Source organism: Streptomyces capillispiralis, from assembly GCF_007829875.1.
In the GTDB taxonomy this organism is placed as follows: domain Bacteria; phylum Actinomycetota; class Actinomycetes; order Streptomycetales; family Streptomycetaceae; genus Streptomyces; species Streptomyces capillispiralis.
On sequence record NZ_VIWV01000001.1, the window covers coordinates 4773843 to 4796770 of the forward strand.

A 22928-nucleotide genomic window follows, 5' to 3' on the forward strand; every position below is an offset into this window, starting at 1 on the left:
GGCGCGCCGGTGGTCACCGCAGCGCGCTCGCCACCAGGCGGGCCGGGCCGCGCACCCGGGAGCGGGCCAGCCGGCCGGCCACCGGGCACAGGACGGCCGCGGCGACGCCCACCGGTTCCCAGCGGAGCTGGAGCCGCCCCGGGTCGTGGCCCTCCGGTTCGACGGTGAGGAGGTGCGGGGAGGCACCGGAGCGGTAGGGGATCCGGGTCGTCAGCGGCGGGAAGGCGAGCGGCGCCAGCAGGATGCCCCGGTTGCCCTGCCCCCGGCAGGTGAGGCGGACCATCGGGTGACGCACCCCCGCGAAGCCGCTCACCGGGAGGCGCGCGGCCGCCGGGTCGAGGCGGACCCGGCCCTCGAAGACGCCGGGGCGGACGGGGGAGAGCCGGAAGGGGAAGGCGAGGCGGCGCCGGCCGGGCGAGAGGAGCAGGCTCGCGCGCTGCGGGCCGACCGGGAGCCGCAGCGCCGGGTCGTAGGTCCGCACGGTCAGGTCGACGCAGGCGCCCGGGCCGCGGGTGAGCCGCGTGATCTCGTGCCGGAACTGGGCGGCGGGGAACGGGCGGGTGTCCAGCCCCAGGTCGGTCAGGTCCAGCTCGCGGCGGGCGTCGGCGGACTCGGGGACGTGCTCGCCCCAGTAGGGGCGGCCGTCCGCGTCCGTGGTCAGCCGCCGGGGGGCGACGGCGTGCCCCAGGCCCCGGGCGGCCAGCCGCGCCTCGGCCGTCCGCCGGTCGCGGACCAGCTGGAGCACCACCCGCTCGGCGCGCGGAAGCCGGGCGTACGCGCCCGGCGACAGGGTCGCCAGGTACGGGTTCACCAGGTCGGCGAAGGTGTCCAGCCACTCCTCGTCCCGGTAGGGCAGATCGCCCGCGTACATCCGGAAGTCGTGCTTCAGGAACTTGTGGTCCTTGTCCTCGCGCAGCGCCTCGTGCCCGCTCTCCACCAGGAAGGCGTCGATCAGCCGCTGCACGTGGATCCGGTCGCGGACGTTGGTGAGCAGATGGCGCTGGTTGGAGATGGACGCCGCCTCCGAGCCCGCGTACGGGGCGACGTACCAGAGGTAGACCGGCTCGGGGATCACGGTGAACCTCTTGGCCAGGCAGTACGCCTGCGCCGAGAACAGCTGGTCCTCGTAGTGGATGCCCTCGGGGAAGCGCAGGTCGTGGCGGTCGAGGAAGGCGCGGGCGTACATCTTGCTGGTCGCCAGGTGCTCGAAGAACAGCCGGGGGTCGGCCTCGATCCCGTCCAGGGTGCGGCGCTCCGCGACGAGGTGCGGCATCCAGGTGGAGTGGCGGCCGGTGTCCACCCGGATCCGCCGCACCGCGCCCATCGCGAAGTCGATGTCGCGTTCGCGGTGGGCGGCGAGCAGGGAGGCGACCGACTCCGCGGGGAGTTCGTCGTCGCTGTCGAGGAACATCAGGTGCGGCGCCCGCGCGATCTCCAGGGCGCGGTTGCGCGGCGCGCTGCACCCTCCGCTGTTCTCCGGCAGGCGCAGGTACCGGATCCGCGGGTCCCGGGCCGCCAGTGCCCGCGCCACCCGGGGCGTGTCGTCCGTCGAGTGGTCGTCGCTGATGACGATCTCGAGGTCGCGGTGGGTCTGGCGGCGGACGGACTCCACCGCGCGGGGGAGCCGTCCGGCGTCGTTGTGCACGATCACCGTGACGGTGACGTCGGGGGTGCCGGCGGTGGTCATGACGGGCACGCCTCCTCGGGGCTCGGCGCCGGGGTGCGCTGCTCGACGGGCAGCACCGGGGGCAGCGACGCCTCGTCCTGGCCGAGGAAGACCCGGCGCACCACGCGTTCGGCGGCGCGGCCGTCGTCGTACTCGCAGAACCGGCGCCGGAAGGCGGCCCGTGCCTTCGCCGCGCCCTCGTCGCGCCAGGCGTCGGTGGTGAGGATCCCGGTGAGCTCCTCCTGGGTGCGGGCCACCGGGCCGGGTGCCTCGGCCATCAGGTCGAAGTAGACGCCGCGCGTGGTGCGGTACGTCTCCCAGTCGTCGGCGTGGACGACGATCGGGCGGTCGAGGTTGGCGTAGTCGAACATGATCGACGAGTAGTCCGTGACCAGGGCGTCGGCGGCCAGGCACAGCACCTCGACGGGGTCGTAGGAGGAGACGTCCACGACGCGCCCGGAGCGGCGCAGACCGGTCAGCGGGGAGGCGGCGCCCTCGTAGAAGTAGTGGCCGCGCACCAGCAGGACGGTGTCCTCGCCGAGGCGGTCGGCGAGCGCGGCGAGGTCCAGGCGCGGGGTCCAGGCGGCCTCGTAGTCGCGGTGCGTGGGCGCGTAGAGCACGGCCCGGCGGCCGGGCGGGATGCCGAGGCGGGCGCGGATCGCGCGGATGTCGTCGGCGCCGGCCGTGTAGTAGACGTCGTTGCGCGGATAGCCGTAGTCCAGCGAGACGTACCGGGACGGGTAGGCGCGCTCCCACATGCGGGTGGTGTGGCTGTTGGCGGAGACGCTGAAGTCCCACTTGTCGACGCGCTCCAGCAGGGCGGCGAAGTCCAGGCCCCGGGCGGCGGCCGGGTACGGCATCTGGTCCAGGCCCATGCGTTTGAGGGGGGTGCCGTGGTGGGTCTGGAGGTGGACCGCGTCGGGGCGTTTGACCACCGCGTTCGGGAAGTTGACGTTGTTGACGAGGTACTTCGCGGTGGCGAGCACCTCCCAGTAGCGGCGGGTGCCGGGGACGACGTGGTCGGTGCCGGGCGGGAGGAGCGCCACGTTCCGGTGGGTGACCACCCACACGGGGTGGATGTGCGGGGCGAGTTCGGCGAGCTTGGCGGCGATCGCGGCCGGATTGCAGGCGACCCCGCGGTTCCAGTAGGCGGCGAACACCGCCAGACGCGGGTCGACCGGCCGGTGCAGGGCCTTGCGGTACTGGAGGTCGCGGACCCGGTCGGCGAGCCGGTGCCGTCCGGTGCGCACCGTGGAACGCACGGTGCGGCGGGCGCGGTTGGCCCGCTGGAAGGCGCGGTACTTGGTGTAGGCGCCCTCCTCCAGGAGCGAGCGGCGGATGCCCTCGACGCCGGCGGGGCGCGGGTGGCCCTCGGGGCGGCGGCGCAGTGCGGCCACCGAGGCGCGGTGGAAGAACTCCCGGGCCACCGCCTCGGGCATGTCACCGCGGGCGAAGGCGCGCAGGCAGTCGCGGACCATGATCTCGTAGAGCACGGTGTGGACGGCGGGGCGCTCGCGGACCAGGTCGAGGAGGCTCTCGTAGCGGTCGACGAGGGCGTAGCGCTGTTCGGCCGTGAGCGGCGGGAGGCTGGCGGACCGCAGCCGGCGGTCCTCGTGGGCGATCTGCGGCAGGCAGGCGACACGGCCGGCGAGCAGGAGGGCGGCGAGGGCGGCGCGCGGTTCGTCGTCGGTGGTGAGCGCCTCCTCGTGCGCCCGCCAGAAGCCGGCGCGCAGGACGCGGGTGCCGAGCAGCGGGGCCAGACGCAGCAGGTGGGCGCTGTCGTCGAGGGCGAGGTCGGTGCGGCCCGCGCGGGCGAGCAGGGGGCCGTCCGCCGAGGGCAGGCCGGAGCTGCGCCAGGTGCTGCGGAGGTGGTCGACGAGCAGGACGTCGACGGTGTCGGGGAGTTCGGCGGCCCGTTCGGCGACCGCGCGCGGACTGCCGGGGGGCACACCGTCCTTGGCGCGGACGAAGTGCAGCCAGCGGCCGGTGGCCCGCGCGGCCCCCGCGGTCCGGGCCGCCGCGTCGGACGTGCCGTCGGGCAGCGGGAGCACCTGGAGGTGGGGGGTGTGCCGCTGGGCCGTCCGGCGGGCCCAGTCGCCGACGGCGGCGACGACGATCTCGGTGTCCGGCAGGGGGTGGGCGACGAGGGAGTCGAGGAGGCCGGTCAGATGGTCCTGGGTGTTCGGCCCGTGGACGATGACGCTGAGCTCGGGCATCGCGGGGCTCCTTCGGCTGCTCGTCGCTCCGGACAATCCTCTTCGGTCATATTGGCACCAATACGACGAAGCGGCTGCGGGGACGCGCGGGCGTGCGCCGCATGAGAGGGGCGCACGCCGTCCTTGCTTCACGCGGGAGGCGCACCACGCGCGTGGAGTGAGCTGCCGGGCGCCGCGCCGCCCGCCTCACGACGGGAGCGGAAGCTTCGCCTACGGCGGAACCTTTGCCTACGGAAGCGGAACCTTCGCCTCGCCCTGCTCGGCCCGGGGCTTCGGCTTCGGTGCCGGTGTGCGGGCCTTGTCGGCCTTGTCCGTGCCGCCGGTGAACGCCTCGTACTCCTTGAGCACCTCGTCGGTGGGCCCGTCCATGCGCAGTTCGCCGCGCTCCAGCCAGAGCACGCGGTCGCAGGTGTCGCGGATCGACTTGTTGTTGTGGCTGACCAGGAACACCGTCCCGGCCCGCTTGCGCAGCTCGCGGATGCGGGCCTCGGAACGCTTCTGGAAGGAGCGGTCGCCGGTGGCCAGCGCCTCGTCGACGAGGAGGACGTCGTGGTCCTTGGCGGCGGCGATGGAGAAGCGCAGCCGGGCCGCCATGCCGGAGGAGTAGGTGCGCATCGGCAGGGTGATGAAGTCGCCCTTCTCGTTGATGCCGGAGAAGTCGACGATGTCCTCGTAGCGCTCCCGGATCTCCTCGCGGGACATGCCCATGGCGAGCCCGCCGAGGTGGACGTTGCGCTCACCGGTCAGGTCGCGCATCAGGGCCGCGTTGACGCCGAGCAGGGAGGGCTGGCCGTCGGTGTAGATGCGGCCGTTCTCCACCGGGAGCAGGCCGGCCACGGCCTTGAGCAGGGTCGACTTGCCCGAGCCGTTGGTGCCGATGAGCCCGATCGCCTCGCCCCGGTACGCCACGAAGGACACGTTCCGCACGGCGTGCACCCGGCGCACACCGGACGCCTTCTCGGTCTGCTTGCGGCGCAGGATGCGGTTGAGGGCGGCGGTGGCGGAGCCGCGTCCGCCGCCGGTGCCGTTGACCCGGTAGACGATGTCCACGCCGTCGGCGATGACGGTCGGGATCTTCTCCCCGGTGCGCTTGTCGGTGGTGTCGTCAGCCACGGCCGTACGTCTCCTCAGCCTTCCAGAAGTAGATGAAGCCGGCGGCGCCGGCCAGCAGCGCCCAGCCGAGGGCGACCGCCCACACGTGCGGCGGCAGGTACGAGGAGCCGTAGTCGTCGATCAGCGCGAAGCGGACCAGGTCCATGTAGACCGCGGCCGGGTTCCACTGCAGCACGTCGGCGAGCCAGCCGGGGACGTCCTTGTCGGCGAGCATCGCCGGGATGCTGAACATCACGCCGGACGCGTACATCCAGGTCCGCAGCACGAACGGCATCAGCTGGGCCAGGTCGGGCGTCTTGCTGCCCATCCGCGCGAAGATCAGCGCCAGACCGGTGTTGAACACGAACTGCAGCAGCAGCGCCGGCACCACCAGCAGCCACGACAGCGCCGGGAAGCTCCCGAACGCCATCACGACCACGACCAGCACCAGCATCGAGAACAGCAGCTGCTGCAACTGCTGGAGCGCGAACGACACCGGCAGCGAGGCCCGCGGGAAGTGCAGCGCCCGCACCAGCCCCAGGTTGCCGGAGATGGCGCGCACACCGGCGAGCACCGAGCTCTGCGTGAAGGTGAACACGAACACGCCCGTCACCAGGAACGGCACGTAGACGTCGTGCGGGATGCCCCGGCGGGCGCCGAGTAGCAGGCCGAAGATGAAGAAGTACACCGCCGCGTTGAGCAGCGGGGTCGCCACCTGCCACAGCTGGCCGAGCTTGGCCTGGCTGTACTGGGCGGTCAGCTTCGCCTGGGAGAAGGCGAGGATGAAGTGCCGCCGCCCCCAGAGCTGACGGACGTACTCGAAGAGGGACGGCCGGGCGCCGCTGACCGTGAGGCCGTGGCGGGCGGCGAGGGCCGCGAGATCGTCCTCGCCGGAGGCGGCGGCCGGTGCGGGGGGCGGTGTGTGGAGGACCTGACTCACATCCGCTGCTTTCTAGGAGGAGGGGGGTGGCAACGGGTTTCGTACGTCGGGACGGGACCGTATCGTCGCAACGGGAGCGTAGGCCGAACGGACGTCGGAACGCAACCGTTTCGTCGTGACGCCGGCGGCTGCCTATGCTGTCCGCATGACGACGAACGCCGACGAGCCCCAGCCGCGTCCGCGCCGCCGGGCCCCCGCCGGGGCCGCCGTCCTGCGGGAGGACGTGACGGAGGCCATCCGGGCGGCCGTCTTCGAGGAACTCGCCGCCGTCGGCTACGCGCGGATGTCGATCGAGGGGATCGCGCGCCGCGCGGGCGTCGGCAAGACCGCGGTGTACCGCCGCTGGCGCTCCAAACTGCACCTGGTCCTCGACCTGGTGTCCGCGATCGCCGTGCAGGGCCTGCCCGCCCCCGACACCGGCTCGCTCGAGGGCGACCTGCGTCTGCTGTACGAGGTCACCTCCCGCGCCCTGCGCCACCCCGTCGCCTCGCAGATCCTCCCCGACCTCCAGGCCGAGGCCGCCCGCAACCCCGACATGGCCGAGGCCGTGCAGAAGGCGCTGCGCGAGGGCCAGGACGGAGTCGCCAAGGGCATCGTCACGGCCGCGCAGACCCGGGGCGAGGTGCGCCCGGGCGCCGATCCCGCCCTGGCCCTGGACCTGATCTCGGGACCCCTGTACTGGCGCTCGGTGGTCATTCGCAACCCGAAGCTTCCCAAGGGCTACCTGGCCGCGCTGGCGCGCGCCACGACCGCGGCGCTCAGGGCGCTGTGACGCGGGGGCCGCGGCCCCCGCACTGCCGCCGCGGCCGGTTTCCGAACCCGGGCGGCGGCACGCGCAGCGCCTCGGCCCGGCGTGCGGGTACGGCTCTGATGCCGGGGACCGCTCCCGCCGGCGCCCCCCGCCCGTGTCCCCGCCCGGGCCGATCGCCGCGGGCGGGCGAAGGCGACCCAAGCCGGACGCGATGCGCCCACGGCGCCCACCGCGCGTTCGGTACGGCTCGCGGCGGTCGGGACAGCCGGACCTAGTGGCGACCCGCCTCCGGGTGCAGGCGGGTCCAGCCCTGCCAGGCGGAGGTGATCATGTCGTCGACGGTGTGGCGGGCCTTCCAGGCCAGTTCCGTGGCCGCCCGGTCGGCGGAGGCGACGACGCGGGCGGGGTCGCCGGGGCGGCGGGGCGTGACCACGGGCGGGCGGTCGTGGCCGGTGAGGGCGTTGACGCGGTCGATCATCTCCCGGACGGAGACGCCCTCGCCCCGGCCGATGTTGACGGTGAGGTCCCGGCCGGGGGCGGAGCGCAGGGCGCGGGCCGCCGCCACATGGGCCTCGGCCAGGTCGACGACGTGGATGTAGTCGCGGACGCAGGTGCCGTCGGGGGTCGGGTAGTCGTCGCCGAAGACGCGCGGGGGCGCGTCCTCGGTCAGCTTCTCGAAGATCATCGGGATGAGGTTGAAGACCCCGGTGTCGGCGAGGTCGGGGCGCGCGGCACCGGCCACGTTGAAGTAGCGCAGGCACGCCGTGGACAGTCCGGCCGCCCGGCCGGCCGCGCGGACCAGCCACTCGCCGGCCAGCTTGGTCTCGCCGTACGGCGACATGGGCGCGCAGGGGGTCTCCTCCGTCACGAGGTCCACGTCCGGCATGCCGTACACCGCCGCCGACGACGAGAACACGAAGGAGCGCACCCCGGCCGCCGTCACCGCGTCCAGCAGGACGCGCAGGCCCTCCACGTTCTCCCGGTAGTAGTGCAGGGGCCGTTCGACCGACTCGCCCACCTGCTTCTTCGCCGCCAGGTGGACGACGCCGGTGATCCCGTGGCCGACGAGGGCGCGGGCCACCCGCTCGCCGTCCAGGGTCGAGCCGACGACCAGCGGCACGCCGTCCGGCACCCGGTCGGCGAGGCCGGTGGACAGGTCGTCGTACACCACCGTCCGTTCGCCCGCCTCGGTCATCGCCCGTACGACGTGCGCCCCGATGTAGCCGGCGCCGCCCGTGATCAACCAGGTCATGGATGGCCGTCCCCTCGTCGTTGGCCGTGTCTCCGCGCTCTCAGTGAAGCAGGCGCCAGATCCTTCCGCGCAGCACCGGCACGACTCCGCGCACCCCGGTCGCCACGCGCAGGGCCAGCGAGCCGGAGTGCGTGGCGTACGGCCGCACCAGCACCACGCCGTGCCGGGGGCTCGGTACCGCGCGGCGGCGCAGCAGGCCCGGTCCGGCGAGCGCGTGGGCGGTGACGCGGCGGCCGGCGCCGTCCCGGAAGCGCACCCGCAGCCGCAGGTCCCAGGCGCCGGTGCCGAGCGTGGCCAGCCGGTCCGGCCGCACCCCGGTCTCCGCGACCCAGGTGCCCGCGCCGGACGCCCGCAGCGGCACCGTGCAGCGGACGGCCGTGCCGTCCCGGTCCCGGTGCCGCCACTCCACCTCCACCGTCTCCGGGCCCGCCTGTGCCACCCGGCCGTACAGCTCGTGCAGGCGCAGCCGCAGCCGCATGCCGCCCGCGCGGGGCCGCAGTTCGGCGTCCACGGCGAGCGGCAGGAAGGGCACCGGGCGGGTGAGCAGCGGCTCCAGGGAGACCTCGGGCAGATCGGCCGACCAGCACGGCGTGCCGTCCCCCGCGCGGGCGTACGGGGGACACAGCCGGGCCGGCCGGGCCGCCAGCTCCCGCAGGCGGGGCAGGTCGCGCGGCTCGGGGCAGGCCCGTACGACCCGTCCGATCAGGCGGCCTGGTGCGAGGGGGTCGCGGGCCCAGTCGGCGGCGTCGTAGTCCGCGAGGAACTCCCGGGTGTGCGTCCACCAGCGGCGCCGGTAGTCCTCGTCGCGCAGGGGCAGTTCGCGCGCGTACATGCGCAGGTCGTGGTCGAGGAACTTGGCCCGGGCCCGGCGCGCCAGCCGTTTCCGGCCGGCGCCGAGCAGGATGTCGTGGGCGGTGCGGCACGCGTGGGTGCGGGCGCGCCAGTTGTCGATGCCCGCGCGGTCCAGCGAGATCGACAGCCGTCGCGCGGACCGGCGCACGTGCCAGACGTACACCCGGTCTGGGACGAGGGCGACGCGCGGGGCGGCGGCCCACACCCGCGCGGTGAAGACCAGGTCCTCGTAGGGGAAGCGGCCGTCGGGGAAGCGGATGCCGTGCTCGCGGAGGAAGGCCGTGGCGTACAGCTTGTTGACGCAGAGGGTGTCGTGGACCAGGCGCGGGCGGTGCTCCGGGCGGGCGATCACGGCGGGCCCGGCGTACAGGGCCGGCTCCCACGGCACCTCGCGCCCCGACGGCAGTTCGCGGCGCACGCACAGCCCGCCCGCGACCTGCGCGTCCGCCCCGGCCGCGGCGCTGAGCAGCGCGTCCACCGCACCGGGCGGCAGCACGTCGTCGCTGTCCAGGAACATCACGTACGGCGAGGTCACCGCGTCGATGCCGGTGTTGCGCGGGGTGCCGCAGCCGCCGCTGTTGACGGGGTGCCGGATCACCCGCAGCCGCGGTTCCCCGGCGGCCAGCCGCTCCAGCAGGCCGGCGCTGTCGTCCGTCGAGCAGTCGTCGACGGCGACGACCTCGCGCACGGCGGGTCCCTGCCCGAGCGCCGAGCGCACGGCGTCGGTCACATGGGCGGCGTCGTCGTGGCCGATGACGACGACGGCCACTTGGGGGCGATGGGGGTGCATGGCGTCCTTGGGGCATGGTATGGGCTGTTCCTACCCTTTGCCCGCTTGGGGACGTTCCGTACACGTATCTCCATGCCCGGCGCCGCCGTCACGCGCCGTTCGCGGCCGCCCTGTCCAGTGCGGTGGTCAGCCGGTGGAGGCGGTCGCTCAGGTCGCGGACCTCGTCGAGCTCGAAGCCGGTGGCGGCGGCGATCCGGCGCGGGACGGCCAGGGCCCGCTGCCGCATCTCGGCGCCCTCCTCGGTGGGTCGGACCTCCACCGACCGCTCGTCGCGCGCGCTGCGCTCCCGGCGCACCAGACCGGCCGTCTCCAGCCGCTTGAGCAGCGGCGACAGCGTGCCGGAGTCCAGTCGCAGCAGCTCGCCGAGCCTCTTCACGGGCAGGGTCCCGTGCTCCCACAGCGCCAGCATGACGAGGTACTGCGGATAGGTGAGCCCCAGGTCCTTGAGGATCACCCGGTAGACGCCGTTGAAGGCGCGGACCGCGGCGTTCAGGCTGAGGCAGATCTGTTGGTCGAGGCGGAGCCAGTTGTCCGCGGGGTCCCCCTGCGGGGGTGCCGCGGGGGGCGCGGGCGGTGGCGTCGGGGTCGCTGTCATGCGTCCAGGGTAGCTCCGGCGGCCCATTCAGTTGTGCGCAATTGAATTGTGTGCTCTACTTGTGGTCGCACGGCGCCGGGCCCACCGGGCCCGGCCGAGCCATGACACGAATCGAGAGGGAAGGTCTTCCCATGGACGCGCTCTACACCGCTGTCGCCACCGCCACCCACGGCCGCGAGGGCCGCGCCGTCACCTCCGACGGCAAGCTGGACCTCGGCCTGAGCGCCCCGGCGGAGCTGGGCGGCAACGGCGAGGGCACCAACCCGGAGCAGCTCTTCGCCGCCGGCTACGCGGCCTGCTTCGGCAGCGCCCTCGGCGTGGTCGGCCGGGCGGCGAAGGTCGACGTCAGCGACGCCGCGGTGACCGCCGAGGTCGTCCTCGGCAAGCAGGGCGAGGGCTTCGCGCTCGCCGTCACGCTGCGCGTCGAGCTGCCCGACGGCCTGGACGAGGCGACCGGCCGCAAGCTGGTCGAGCAGGCCCACCAGGTCTGCCCCTACTCCAACGCCACCCGCGGCAACATCCCGGTCGACCTCGTCATCGAGTAATCCCGCACGGCGGCCCGCCGTCCGCCGCCCTCACCCCCCGACCCGCGCCAGCACCTCCCCCGTCCGCCGGCTCCACGCCACCACCACCGCCTCCTCGGGCACCCGCTGCCGGGGCGTCAGCAGCAGCCAGCGCGCGTGGTACCGGCGGACGATCACGGACCGCTCGGCGCGGGTCGCACCGGGATCGAGGTACGCGCGCACGTCGGCCACGCGCCGCAGCCGCTCCCGTTCGTCCAGCGAGGCGTCCGGCCAGGCGGGCGCCGCGAGGTTCGGCCCGTGCCCGGCGATCGCGTGGACGGCGTAGTAGCCGTCGGTGATCACCACCTCGCCCCGGCCGATGTACCGCGCGGCCCAGTCGTACGCGGGCCAGTCCGGCGGCCGGGCGAATCCGACCGGGTCCAGCGCGGGCGGCACCACCGCCCCCGCGTGCACGGTGAGGAACCCCGCGCAGGCCCCCGCCGCCGCGGCCCCGCCCAGCAGCCGCCGCCACACCGGCCACGGCCGGGGCGCCGCCAGCTCCACCGCGAGCGCGCACTGCAACGGCACCAGCGTGAGCCCGAGGATCCTGCCGTACGTGTAGTGGCCGCTGACCCAGCCGTACGCCACCACCAGGCAGTCCAGGACGAACATCAGCACCAGTGGATCGCGCCACGAGGTGCGCCGCGCCCGCAGCCACAGCGCCGGCAGCCCCAGCAGCGCCAGCCCGAAGTGCCCGGCGAGGTCCGCGTACAGCCGCCGGTGCATCGCGTCCACACCGGTGTCCCCGGCCAGCGCGAACACGTCGAAGTACGGCCAGCACCCGGCCACCGTCAGCGCCACCGCCCCGGTCAGCGCCCACCGCCCGGCGACCGCCGGCCCCCAGCGTCGCTGCCCGCCCGCGATCAGCGCCACCGCCCCGAGCGCCGCCGCGACGGCCGTGATCGGGTGCACCAGCAGGATCAGCCCGTACAGCGCGCCCAGCGCCGCGTACCCGGACAGCGGGCGCAGCCCGCCCGGCCCCACGTACCGCACGCCCTCCGCGTGCCGGGCCCGCGCCCCCGTCAGCGCCCACGCCCAGAAGGCGAGCCCGATCGCGCACGCCGAGGGGTAGGCGAGATTGCCGGTCAGCGCCATCAGGTTGGCGTAGCCGCTCCACCAGGCCCGCTCCACGCCCCACAGCAGCGTCATCGCGGCGAGCGCCAGGACCGGCGCCCACGGGCGCGGGGTCAGCACGCGCACGAAGCGGCCCAGCCCGGTCAGCAGCACCAGCAGGTTCAGCGGCCCGGTGAGCCGGAGGACCTCCCAGCCGCCCAGCCCGGTCAGCCGGGCGGCCACAGCCTGCGTCACCGCGAACGGCGAGTAGTAGGGGCTGCCCGCGCCCGGCAGGTCGGCCGTCGGATGCCGGGGACGCAGCAGATCGTCCTTCAGGCGTTCGACGACCGCCGCGTGCTGCCCGGCGTCGCAGCACAGCGGCACCCTCCAGTACGCCAGTGACATCACGAGCCAGAACAGGAAGCCGAAGAACTGGTACGGGGTGGGGCGCCAGGCCCCGCCGCCGCGGAGCGCCGTGGCGCCGCCCACGGTCCGCCGGACGAGGACGCCGGCGCTCATCGGGTGGTGCGGAAGGGAAGCGTCTGAGGCATTTGCCGTATGTTCCCGCCGAGGTCAAGGGCTTGACCTCGCATCACCTCATCGAGTGACGCGGGTGGTCGGCCGGTGTCGGGGTGCCGCGGCCCCCGACGGCGTTCGGTCCTACCCGGATGCGGGTCTCACTACGACGGCGTTCCTTATGACGGCGTTTCTTCCAGCCGGTTCTCCGCGGGGGCGGCGGGTTGCGGGTCGGGTGTACCGGTCCGGCGGTGGGGCAACACCCCGATCGCCACCACTGCCGCGAGGACGAAGAGGCCGGCGGTGACGGCGAGGCCCAGGGCATAGCCGTCGTTGAGCGCGGTGGGGTCGGTGGCCGGGCCGGTGCGGAGTGCGGCGACGGTGGCCAGGGCGGCCAGGCCGACGCAGCCGCCGAGCTGGCGGGAACTGTTGAAAAGGCCGGAGGCCATGCCGGCCTCGCGGGAGGTGACGCCGGTGGTCGCGGCGGCGGCGACGGGGGCCAGGACCAGTCCGACGCCGACGCCGATGACGACGCTGGGGCCGAGCACGTCGGTGACGAAGCCGCCGCCGGGGCTGATGAAGGAGCACCAGGCCAGGCCCGCGGCGGCCAGCGAAGCGCCGGGCACCAGGGCCGCTCGGGGGGTACGGGCCGCGGTGACGCGGGTCGCCAGGACGGTGCCCGCGACCAGGCTCACGGAGAACGGCAGGAACGCGGTGCCGGTCGCCGCGGCACCCATGCCCAGGACCTGCTGCATGTACAGGGACAGGAAGTAGAACGCCGTGAACTGCCCGGCCGCGGCCAGGAACACCAGCATGTTGGCGCCGGCCACCCAGCGACTGCGCAGCAGGCCGAGGCGGAGCAGCGGCGCGGGGGCCTTGGACTCGGCGAGGAGGAAGGCGGCCAGGAGCGCGGCGGCCGTGGCGAGGGTCGCCACGGTGGCCGGGGATCCCCATCCTCGGGTCTCGGTGCGGACGACGCCGAACACCAGCAGCCCGATTCCGCCGGTCGCCAGGACCGCGCCGAGCACGTCCAGCCGCTCGCGCCGGTCGGGCCGTCCGGCCGGCACGCCTGCCGGAACCAGCGCGAGAGCCGCCGCCACGACGGGCACATTGACCAGCATCACCCAGCGCCAGCCCGCGTACTCGGTCAGCAGGCCACCCGCCAGTAGTCCCAGTGCTCCCCCTGCGGCGTTCACCGCGCTCCACACCCCGAGCGCCCGGACACGGCGGGGGCCCTCGGCGAAGGTGGTCGTGAGCATCCCCAACGCGGCCGGGGCCGCCGCGGCGGCGCCCACGCCCTGTCCGGCGCGGGCGGCGATCAGTTGCCAGGGCTCCTGGGCCAGCCCGCCCGCCAGCGAGCACAGCCCGAAGAAGGTCAGGCCCCCGACGAACAGCCGGCGGTGACCGTACAGGTCGCAGGCGCGGCCCCCCAGGAGGAGGAGTCCGCCGAAGGCGAGCGCGTAGATGTGCACGATCCACGACAGATCGAGCGGCGCGAATCCCAGTGCGGTGCGGATCGCCGGCAGGGCGACGTTGACCACCGACATGTCGAGGGCGAAGACGAACTGGGCGACGGCAGCGGCCGCCAGCACCACCCCGGGGCGCCCGGGTAAGTTTTTATACATGTAAATAAATTAACCCCAGGGGATCGCTGCTGTCGATGCCTGGGGAATGATGAGGCCATGCCGCAGCCGTCCGCACCGCGCAGATCCCCTGGCCGACCTCCCCGCATCTCCCGTGAGGAGGTCATCGGGACGGCCCGCCGGATCGTCACCGAGGAAGGCGTGGACCGGCTGACCATGCGGCGGCTGGCGACGGAGATCGGCAGCACGCCGATGGCGCTGTACCACCACGTCCGCAACAAGGAAGAACTGCTCGTCCTGCTGCTGGACGACTATGCCGCGCGGGCGCTGCGCCGGCCCGAGCCGCCCGCCCACCCCCGCGAGCGTGTCGTCGTCGCCGCCGCCGCGATCCACGAGGCGCTCGCCGCGTGCCCCTGGACCGTGGACGTGCTGACCGCCGACGATCTGATGTCGGCGTCCGCGCTGTGGTTCGTCGAGCAGATGGTCGACGGCCTGGTCGAGTGCGGACTCTCCCCCGAGCAGGCCGTGCACGGGTACCGCGCGATCTGGTACTACACAGCCGGAGAGATCGTGGTCCGAACGACGGCCGCCCGACGGAGCGCGGACGGTGGCCGTGCGACCTATCGGGAGCAGGTCTTCGGCAATCTCGACCCGGGCGAGCTGCCCCGGTTGGCGCAGGTCGCGGACCGCTGGACATCGCTGACCGGCGAGGACACCTACCTGGACGGGCTCCGGGCCCTGGTGGCCGGCCTGCTCGCCGGCCGCTGACGGCACCGTCGCCACGGGCGGTTGCTCGCCGCTTGGTCCGCCACTCGTCAACGGCGCCCGTGTCCCGCGCCCCCGAACGCCCTCAGTGCGCCAGCCCCAGCGGAGCCCCCTGCGCCGGCACCACCACCCGCCGCACCCACGGCTCCAGCAGCAGCGGCACGCCCAGGACCGGCAGCAGCCAGGCCACGGTCACCAGCCGGTCGCCCCAGATGTTGATGTCCGGGTGCCCGGCCTGGTTGAGCAGGCCCGTGCAGGCGGCGGCGACCAGGAAGGCGCCGAACACCGGCCGCCGCCGCGCCCCCAGCGCCCCGGCCGCCAGCGCCGCCAGGAACAGCGGCTCCCACAGCTGCCGCCGCAGCCACTCCGTCCAGAAGTTCCCCTGCAGCTGGAAGAACTCCTGCCACGGCCGCTCCCGGTCGGGGCGGGCGAAGTGATCGGTCAGCAGGTCCTGCACGCTCTCCGACACCGACGGGAAGTGCAGCAGCCGGGCCAGCAGCACCGCGCCCAGCGCACCCGCGCACCCCGCCCCGGCCAGCGCCACCGCCCCCGCCACCGCCACCGGCGGCAGGCCCCGACACCGGCGCCGTACGGCGGTCACCGCGCCCGCGCCCGCCAGGCACAGCCCGAGGAACAGCGCCTGCGAGTGCTTGACGGCGAACAGCGCGCACAGCGCGGCGGCCACCACCGCCACCCCCTTCCGCGTCCCGCCCCCCTCCAGCGCCAGCGCACAGCCCCACAGCGCGGCCAGGGTGAGGACCAGCAGCAGCCCCTCCGTCATCGGGCGCATCGCGGTCGTCCCGCACGGCAGGACCAGGAACAGCGCCTGCCCGGTGAGCGCGAGCGGCACGGGCACCGACAGGGCGCGCAGCACCAGGAAGGCGAGCACCCCGCCCGCACAGGTGATCACCACCCCCGCCGACCACACCCCCCACGTCACCCCGAACAGGCTCACGAACGGGGCCAGGACCACCGGATAACCGGGCCGCACCTCGAAGATCCGCATGAACCGCTCCGGCATGAACGGCACCGTGTGCCCGCCGGTCTGCCCGGCCGCCAGCCGCGCCTCCACCTGCCGCCACTCCTGCTCCCGGCACTCCGCGAGGACCCGCGGGGCGGGGTCCGGGGCGTGGAAGCGCACCACGTCCACGTTCTGCGCGCGGTGCGCGATCGCCGCCCGGCCCGCGCAGAAGTGGTCGATGGTGGCGGCCGCCGCCGCCCGCTTGTCCACGCCGCCCAGACTCAGGGCGTACGACAGGTAGTTCTTGCTGTCGGGGGTGTCGCGGCCGGTGACGTTGGCGAGTTGCAGCACCGCGAAGACCGCGGCCAGGAGCAGGACCCAGGTGCGCGGCCTCACGACGGGATCAACAGGTCGGGGGCGGTGGCCTGGGACGGCACCCGGGCCGGGCCGGCCGGCGGCCCGGCGGGCGGCTCGCCCAGCATCAGCGTGCGCACCACCCGCTCGGCGGCCCGGCCGTCGTCGAACTCGCAGTACCGCTCCCGGAAGGCGGACCGCAGCCGTGCCGCCTCCTCGTCCTGCCACGTCCCGGAGTCGAACAGCCAGGCGAGTTCGCGGTAGGAGCGGGACACGTGGCCCGGCGCCTCGGCCGTGATGTCGGCATAGGCGCCCCGGCTCGCCCGGAAGGCGTCCCAGTCGTCGGCGTGGATCACGATCGGCCGGTCCAGGAGGGCGTAGTCGAACATCAGGGCCGAGTAGTCGGTGACCAGGACGTCGGCGGCGAGCAGCACGTCCTGCACCTCCGGTTCGTCCGTGGCGTCGACGAGCACGCCCCGCCGGTGCAGCTCCGACAGGCCGAGACCGCGCGCGGGCCCCCCGGCGAGGGAGGGGTGCAGCCGCACGACCAGGGTGCGGCCCTCGCCCAGGTCGGCGGCGAACCGGGCCAGGTCGATCCGCTCCACCAGCCCGCCCCTGCGGTAGTCCCGGCGGGTCGGCGCGTACAGCACCACCGTGTGGCCGTCCGGGACGCCGAGCCGCGCGCGGACCTCGCGTCCGCCGTCCGCCCCCGCGCCGACCAGGACGTCGTTGCGGGGGCTGCCGGTGCGCAGGGAGGTGAAGTGGCAGGGGAAGGCCCGCTCCCACACCAGCTCGGAGTGCCGGTTGGCGACCAGGCTGTAGTCCCAGCGGTCGGCCCTGCGCAGCATCCGCGGGACGTCGACCCCGTGCCGGGCGCCGGGCTTGTCCAGCAGATCGGCGCCCATGTACTTCAGCGGGGTGCCCTGATGGGTGTGGACGTGCACGCTGCCGGGGCGTTTGACCAGCGCCCCGGGCCAGTTGACGTTGTTGACGAAGTACGTGGCCCGCTCGGTCACCCTGCGGTAGCCGGGCGAGTCCAGGAGCACGTACTCCGTGTCCGGCGGCAGCCCGGCGGCCTGCTCCTCACCGGCCAGCACCCACACGCCCCTGATGTGCGGGGCGAGTTCGCGCGCCGCGCGGTGGATCGCCGCCGGGTCGCCGAGCACGCCCCGGTGCGAGAACGCCGAGTACACGGCGAGCTCCGGGTCCAGCGGGCGGTGCAGGTTCAGCGCCGACCGGCCCCGGGCCACCCGCTCCGCCGTCGCGGTGCGCGCCTGCCGGGCCCGCCGCCCCAGCTCCCGGCCCGCCCGCCCGGCCTGCCGCCGCAGCAGGTAGCGGGAGTAACCGCCCTCCAGAACCCGCAGCCCGGCCGGCACCCGGACGCCCTCGGGCCGGTGCGCCCGGAACAGCTCGGCCGTCCGGCGGAAGAACTCGGCCCGGTCGGACGGCGGCAGACGGTCGGGCTTGGCGAGGATGTCCAGACAGTGCTCGCCCATCTTGGCGTGCAGGAACGGCCGCCAGTGCGCCAGCGCCGGGCGGTCGTCGACGAACCGGAACACCCGCGCGTACTGCTCGTGCACGTCGAAGTGCTTGCGGCTGGTGGTGGACAGGATGCTGCCCTGGCGGCGCTGCCGGTAGTACAGGCAGATCCGGTCCAGGGTGGCGATGCGCTCCGCGCTGAGCAGCACCGGGAAGGTCCAGGGCGTGTCCTCGTAGTAGCCGGGCGGGAAGGCGAAGCCCTCCCGTTCGACGAAGTCCCGGCGGTACAGCTTGTTCCACACCACCATCAGCAGGTCGAGGATCTGCGGCCGCTCGGCGGCCGTGAAGACGTCCTCGGTGGCCAGCAGGTGGGCCAGCACGTTGCGGCGGGTGCCGCCCCACCAGTGGGTGCGGGCGTAGTCGAAGACCAGCACGTCCGGGTCGCCGGTCTCCTCCAGGCGGTCGGCCAGCGCGCGCAGGGCGCCCGGGGTGAGGGTGTCGTCGCTGTCGAGGAAGAACAGGTAGTCGCCCGTCGCGTGCGGCATCCCGGCGTTGCGGGCCGGTCCGAGCCCCACGTTCTCCGGCAGGTGCAGCACCCGGACCCGCTCGTCGCGGGCCGCGTAGTCGTCGAGGATCGCTCCGCAGCCGTCGGGTGACCGGTCGTCGACGGCGATCACCTCGATGTCGCGGTACGACTGTCCGAGCACCGAGTCGAGACAGGCGTGCAGATAGCCCTGCACCTTGTGGACGGGGACGATGATGCTGAAGCGGGGCACTGCTTCGTCAGCTCCTCACCAGGGTGGCGGCCGCGGGGGCGGGGACGCGCTCCGCGAGCGGGATCACGGGCGGCAGCGCCGCGGGGGGCTCGCCGAGCAGCACCCGGCGCACGACCCGTTCGGCGGCCCGGCCGTCGTCGAACGTGCAGAACCGCTCCCGGAAACGGGCCCGCAGCGCGGCCGACTCCGCCCCGGCCCAGGAGCCGTCGCGGAACACGCGGGCCAGCTCGTCGGGGGTGCGGGTCACCGGTCCGGGCGGCTCGGCCATCAGGTCGAAGGTGACGCCCCGGATCTCCCGGTAGACGTCCCAGTCGTCGGCGTACACCACGATCGGGCGGTCCAGGTTGGCGTAGTCGAACATGATCGACGAGTAGTCGGTGACCAGCGCGTCGGCGGCCAGGCACACCTCCTCCGAGGAGCGGTGCGCGGTGACGTCGATGACCCGGCCGCCCGCGCGCCGGCCGCCCCGGTCGTAGAAGTAGTGGGCGCGCAGCAGCACCACGACGTCCTCGCCGGCCGCCTCGCAGAACGCCTCCAGGTCGAGGCCGGGCTCGAAGCCGGTGCGGTGGTCGCGGTGGGTGGGCGCGTACAGCACGGCCGTGCTGCCCTCCGGCACGCCCAGCTCCGCGCGGATCCGGGCGACGTCGTCGGCGGTGGCCGTCAGGTACGCGTCGTTGCGCGGATAGCCGTACTCCAGCTGCTCGTAGGAGCCCGGGAAGGCGCGCTCCCACACGCGGGTGGAGTGCGGGTTGGAGGACAGGTTGTAGTCCCAGCGGTCCACCCGGCCGAGCAGCCGGGTGAAGCTGCCGGTCGCGGCGGCCACCACCGAGTACGTCGACTGGTCGACGCCCATGGTCTTCAGCGGGGTGCCGTGCTGCGTCTGGAGGTGGACGCTGCCGCGGCGCTTGACCACGCCCTCCGCGAAGTTGGCGTTGTTGACCAGGTACGTCGCGCGGGCCAGCAGCCGCCAGGCGAGGTGGCTGCCGATGACCGCGTACTCGACGCCGTCCGGCACGGTGTGCTCCTGCCCGGCCTCCACCAGGAACACCGAGCGCAGGTGCGGGGCGAGTTCACGGGCCCGGGCGTGGATCGCGGCCGGGTTGCAGGCGTAGCCGCGGCCCCAGTACGCGCAGTACACGGCCAGGTTCGGATCCAGCGGGCGGAGCAGGTGCATCCGGTACAGCAGCCGGGTGCGCAGGCCCCGGGGACGCGGCACCGCGGCCGCCGCCCGGCCCGCCGCCCGGTGCGCGCCGCGCAGGGCGGCGAAGGCCGCGTACGAGCCGGCCGCCAGCAGCCGGTGCTGCACACCGAGGCTGCCGCCCGGCGGGCGCCGGCCGGCCGGGCGGTGCCGGCGGTACAGGACGCTCGCCCGGCGGAAGAAGGCCCGGTGGCCCGACGGCAGCCGCCGGGGGTGGGCGGCCGTCTTCAGCACGGCGGCGAAGAGCTGGTCGAACAGCGGCCCCGACCGGTCGGCGGACAGCCCCAGTTCGGCGGCCCGCTCCAGCACCAGCTCGGCCTGGTCGAGCAGTTCCGCGTGGTGCTCCCCGGGCAGGTTCAGGCGGCTGCCCTGCCGGCGCACCAGATGCCGTACGACCACCGACCGCAGCACCGCCACCCGCCGCGCCGCCAGCATCGCCAGCCCGCCCCAGCCGACGTCCGTGAAATGCCCGTCGGGAAAGGCCAGCCCCTGCTCGGTGACGAAGGCGCGGCGCCAGGCCGCGCTCCACGCCGGGAGCCGTACGCCGGTCAGGTGCGGCACCTGTTCGGGGGCGAAGGCGTCGTCCGGGGTGTGCGCCAGCACGGGGGCCGCCGGGTTGGTCGGCTCGCCCTCCCACCAGGGGGCGCGCTCGTGTGCGAAGTGCAGCACGTCCACCTGGCCGGTCTCCGTCAGGCGCGCGTCCAGGGCCGCCAGCGCGCCCGGGACCAGGACGTCGTCGCCGTCGAGGAACAGCAGGTACGTCCCGGTCGCCGCCCGCATGCCCGCGTTGCGCGCCCCGGCCAGCCCGGCCGACGGCGGCGCGTGCACCGGCGCCACCCGGGAGTCCCGCTCGGCGTGCCGGGCGGCGACATCGGCCGCGGGGGAGCCGGGGGCGTCGCAGACCGGGATCAGCTCGAAGTCACCGAAGGACTGGGCGCGGACCGAGTCCAGCGCCTGGCCCAGCCGGCCTGCGACCCCGTGGGACGGGACGATGATGCTGAAGCGGGGCATTCTGCTCTTTCCGTAGGGGGTGGCGTGGCGCCGGCCGCCTCAGCGGGCGGGGCGCCGGCCGGGCCGCCCCGCCGGCCGCCGGGTCGGCGGCCGGGGCGGGGTGGGCCGCGACGGTCCGGGGGGCATGGGAACTCCCGAGGGGGAAACGGCGGTCAGCCGCGATCGGTGACGGTCAGCAGCCCGGCGGGCTGCTGCGGCGGCACCGTCGCGAGTGACGGCGCGGCGGACCCGGCGGCGGCCGACGGCACCGGGCGGCGCTCGGCGGGCGGCACGGCCGGGGGCGGAACGCTCTCCCCGAGCAGCACCCGGCGGACGACCCGCTCGGCGGCCCGGCCGTCGTCGTACGGGCAGAACCGCTCGCGGAACTCCGCCCGCAGCCGGGTGGAACGGGCGCCGCACCAGTGGCCGGTGGCGAAGATGTCGATCAGTTCGTCGTCGCTGCCCGCGACGGCGCCCGGCGGGGAGGTCCGCGGATCGAAGTAGAGCCCGCGGGCCGCCTCGTACGCCTCCCAGTCCTCGGCGTGCAGGACGATCGGCCGGTCCAGGCCCGCGTAGTCGAACATCAGCGACGCGTAGTCGGTGACCAGGGCGTCCGAGGCCAGGCACAGGTCCGTGACGTCCGGGTGGCCGGTGACGTCCACGACCCGGTCGGAGGCGGCCTCCAGCGGTCCGCCCCGCGGGTGGTGGGCGCGCGCCAGCACGACGAACCGCGGGCCGAGACGGCGCACCACGCGCTCCAGGTCGAGCAGCCGGCGCTGGGTGCGCCGGTAGTCGCGGTGGGCCGGCGCGTACAGGATCGCCACCGAGCCCTCGGGGACGCCCAGCGACTCCCGCAGCGCCGCCACCTCGTCGGCGGTCGCCGTGTGGAACCGGTCGGTGCGGGGCCGGCCGTACTCCAGGGTGGTGTAGCGGCCGGGGAACACCCGCTCCCAGGTCAGCGTGGCGTGCCGGTTGGGGGAGACGACGTAGTCCCACTGGTCGACGTTGCGCAGCAGCCGGGCGAAGTCGGTGCCCCCGGACGCCGCCGGGCGCTCCAGCAGGTCCAGGCCCGTGTGTCCGAGGGGGGTGCCGCGCCGCGTCTGGACGACGACCTGGCCCTTGCGCTTGACCAGACCGGGATCGACGTCGGTGTCGGTCACCAGGTACGCGCTCCGGGCGAGCGCGGTCCAGTGGGCGGCCGTGCCGGGCACGAGGCGGCGGGTGCCGGCCGGGACGGTGTGGTGGTGCTCGGGGCGGGCCACCCATGCGGTGCGGATGTGCGGGGCGAGCGCGCGGGTCGCGGCCTCCAGGGCGCCCGGGTCGCCGCCGTGACCGCGTCCGCCGTGGGCCGTGAAGACGGCGCGGTCGGTGCGCAGCGGGAGCAGCCGCTGGAGGCGGTAGTGCGCCCGCAGGGCGCCGTGGCGCAGCGCCCGCCGCAGCCTCCCCGCGAGCCGGGCCGCCCTGCGGCGCAGCACGGCCGCCAGCCGGAGCGCCAGGTAGGTGCGGTGCAGCCCGAAGCGGACCAGCGTGTGGTGGACCCGGGCGCGCGCGGGGACGGGGGCGCCGGGCGTCCGGTGGCGCCGGTAGTGGGCGCGGGCCCGGCGCAGGAAGGCGGCGCGCGACCCGCGCGGCAGCCGGTCCCGCCGCGCGTACACCGTCACCAGGTGGTCGACCATGCGGCGGAACAGCACCGGCCGCCAGCGCCCCAGTTCGGGCCGCTCGTCGAGGAACGCGAAGACCCGGTCGTACTGGTCGAAGATCTCGAAGTGCCGTGCGCTGGTGGTGCGCAGGATGCCGCCGGCCCGGCGCTGCCGGTAGTGCACGCACACCCGGTCCAGGGTGGCGATCGACTCCGCCGTCATCAGGACCGGGTACGTCCACGGGGTGTCCTCGTAGTAGCCGGGCGGGAAGGTGAAGCCCGCGCGCTGGACGAACTCCCGCCGGTAGGCCTTGTTCCAGGCCACCATCAGCAGGTTGAGGAGGCCCGGCCGGTCCTCCAGGCGGAACGGCGCGGGCCCGTCCTCGGTGAGCTCGGCGAAGACCCGGTTGCGCACGGCCTCGCCCGACCAGTACGTGCGCGCGTAGTCGTACACCAGGACGTCCGGCTCGCCCGTCTCCTTCAGCCGGTCGGCGAGGGAGAGGAGCGCGTCGGGGGTGAGGGTGTCGTCGCCGTCCAGGAACACCAGGTAGTCGCCGGTCGCCCGCTCCATCCCGGCGTTGCGGGCCGGGCCGAGACCGGCGTTCTCCGGCAGGTGCACGGCCCGTACGCGCGGGTCGCGGGCCGCGAACTCGTCGATCACCGCACCACAGGCGTCCGGCGAGCAGTCGTCGACGGCGATCAGTTCGAGATCGGGGTACGACTGGGACAGCACCGATTCCAGGCATGCGTGCAGATACGCCTGAACCTGGTACGCGGGGACAATGACACTGAACCTGGGCAAGAGGCATCCAACGGTCGGTGCGGGCGTTCGGCCCGGCAACGGCCGCCGCCCCGACTTGGTTACGCCGCCTGCGGCATACGGGGGACCCCCGTCAC

16 protein-coding genes are annotated in these 22928 nt (G+C 74.6%); 3 read left to right on the forward strand and 13 right to left on the reverse strand.

Annotated elements, in window-relative coordinates; genetic code table 11:
* Positions 1–13: 13 nt before the first annotated feature.
* The 4 genes from FHX78_RS20740 to FHX78_RS20755 form a co-directional block, all read right to left on the reverse strand.
* The gene (locus FHX78_RS20740) at positions 14–1687 is read right to left on the reverse strand and encodes a glycosyltransferase family 2 protein (RefSeq protein ID WP_145868923.1); all 1674 of its coding nucleotides are present in this window, start codon (positions 1685–1687) and stop codon (positions 14–16) included.
* Positions 1684–3882 (reverse strand): CDP-glycerol glycerophosphotransferase family protein, encoded by a 2199-nt coding sequence (locus FHX78_RS20745; protein ID WP_145868924.1) that lies wholly within the window; start codon positions 3880–3882, stop codon positions 1684–1686. The genes FHX78_RS20740 and FHX78_RS20745 overlap by 4 nt, the downstream gene beginning before the upstream one ends.
* Positions 3883–4110: 228 nt before the next feature.
* Complete coding sequence (locus FHX78_RS20750) at positions 4111–4995, reverse strand: ABC transporter ATP-binding protein (protein ID WP_145868925.1); 885 nt, start codon at positions 4993–4995, stop codon at positions 4111–4113.
* A complete protein-coding gene (locus FHX78_RS20755) occupies positions 4988–5914 on the reverse strand; it encodes an ABC transporter permease (RefSeq protein WP_145868926.1) in 927 nt (308 codons plus the stop codon). Before FHX78_RS20755 ends, FHX78_RS20750 begins: the two co-directional genes overlap by 8 nt.
* A gap of 145 nt (positions 5915–6059) precedes the next feature.
* Here FHX78_RS20755 and FHX78_RS20760 point away from each other — a divergent pair, with 145 nt between their 5' ends.
* A complete protein-coding gene (locus FHX78_RS20760) occupies positions 6060–6686 on the forward strand; it encodes a TetR/AcrR family transcriptional regulator (protein WP_145868927.1) in 627 nt (208 codons plus the stop codon).
* Positions 6687–6936: 250 nt separating this feature from the next.
* Here FHX78_RS20760 and galE read toward each other — a convergent pair whose 3' ends face one another.
* From galE to FHX78_RS20775, 3 genes are all read right to left on the reverse strand, one after another.
* Positions 6937–7917, reverse strand: coding sequence for a UDP-glucose 4-epimerase GalE (gene galE, locus FHX78_RS20765; RefSeq protein WP_145868928.1), 981 nt, complete (start codon positions 7915–7917; stop codon positions 6937–6939).
* A gap of 40 nt (positions 7918–7957) precedes the next feature.
* Positions 7958–9559, reverse strand: coding sequence for a glycosyltransferase family 2 protein (locus FHX78_RS20770; protein ID WP_145868929.1), 1602 nt, complete (start codon positions 9557–9559; stop codon positions 7958–7960).
* Between the two features lie 88 nt (positions 9560–9647).
* Complete coding sequence (locus FHX78_RS20775) at positions 9648–10154, reverse strand: MarR family winged helix-turn-helix transcriptional regulator (protein WP_145868930.1); 507 nt, start codon at positions 10152–10154, stop codon at positions 9648–9650.
* A 131-nt stretch (positions 10155–10285) separates the two neighbouring features.
* Between FHX78_RS20775 and FHX78_RS20780 the strand changes: the two genes are divergently transcribed.
* Positions 10286–10699, forward strand: coding sequence for an organic hydroperoxide resistance protein (locus tag FHX78_RS20780; RefSeq protein ID WP_145868931.1), 414 nt, complete (start codon positions 10286–10288; stop codon positions 10697–10699).
* Positions 10700–10729: 30 nt separating this feature from the next.
* On the opposite strand, the gene FHX78_RS20785 is transcribed toward FHX78_RS20780, so the two are convergent.
* Together FHX78_RS20785 and FHX78_RS20790 are read right to left on the reverse strand one after the other, a co-directional pair.
* Complete coding sequence (locus tag FHX78_RS20785; RefSeq protein WP_145868932.1) at positions 10730–12289, reverse strand: hypothetical protein; 1560 nt, start codon at positions 12287–12289, stop codon at positions 10730–10732.
* A gap of 176 nt (positions 12290–12465) precedes the next feature.
* Positions 12466–13911, reverse strand: coding sequence for an MFS transporter (locus FHX78_RS20790; protein WP_145868933.1), 1446 nt, complete (start codon positions 13909–13911; stop codon positions 12466–12468).
* Between the two features lie 57 nt (positions 13912–13968).
* Between FHX78_RS20790 and FHX78_RS20795 the strand changes: the two genes are divergently transcribed.
* The gene (locus FHX78_RS20795) at positions 13969–14637 is read left to right on the forward strand and encodes a TetR/AcrR family transcriptional regulator (protein WP_145868934.1); all 669 of its coding nucleotides are present in this window, start codon (positions 13969–13971) and stop codon (positions 14635–14637) included.
* Between the two features lie 82 nt (positions 14638–14719).
* Here FHX78_RS20795 and FHX78_RS20800 read toward each other — a convergent pair whose 3' ends face one another.
* The 4 genes from FHX78_RS20800 to FHX78_RS20815 all read right to left on the reverse strand — a co-directional run bounded on the left by FHX78_RS20800 (position 14720) and on the right by FHX78_RS20815 (position 22833).
* On the reverse strand, positions 14720–15991 hold the full coding sequence (locus tag FHX78_RS20800; RefSeq protein ID WP_145868935.1) for a hypothetical protein: 1272 nt from the start codon (positions 15989–15991) through the stop codon (positions 14720–14722).
* Positions 15988–18204 (reverse strand): bifunctional glycosyltransferase/CDP-glycerol:glycerophosphate glycerophosphotransferase, encoded by a 2217-nt coding sequence (locus tag FHX78_RS20805; protein WP_145868936.1) that lies wholly within the window; start codon positions 18202–18204, stop codon positions 15988–15990. Before FHX78_RS20805 ends, FHX78_RS20800 begins: the two co-directional genes overlap by 4 nt.
* Positions 18205–18211: 7 nt before the next feature.
* The gene (locus FHX78_RS20810) at positions 18212–20413 is read right to left on the reverse strand and encodes a bifunctional glycosyltransferase/CDP-glycerol:glycerophosphate glycerophosphotransferase (RefSeq protein WP_145868937.1); all 2202 of its coding nucleotides are present in this window, start codon (positions 20411–20413) and stop codon (positions 18212–18214) included.
* 152 nt (positions 20414–20565) lie between these two features.
* Complete coding sequence (locus FHX78_RS20815) at positions 20566–22833, reverse strand: bifunctional glycosyltransferase/CDP-glycerol:glycerophosphate glycerophosphotransferase (protein WP_145868938.1); 2268 nt, start codon at positions 22831–22833, stop codon at positions 20566–20568.
* Positions 22834–22928 lie beyond the last annotated feature (95 nt).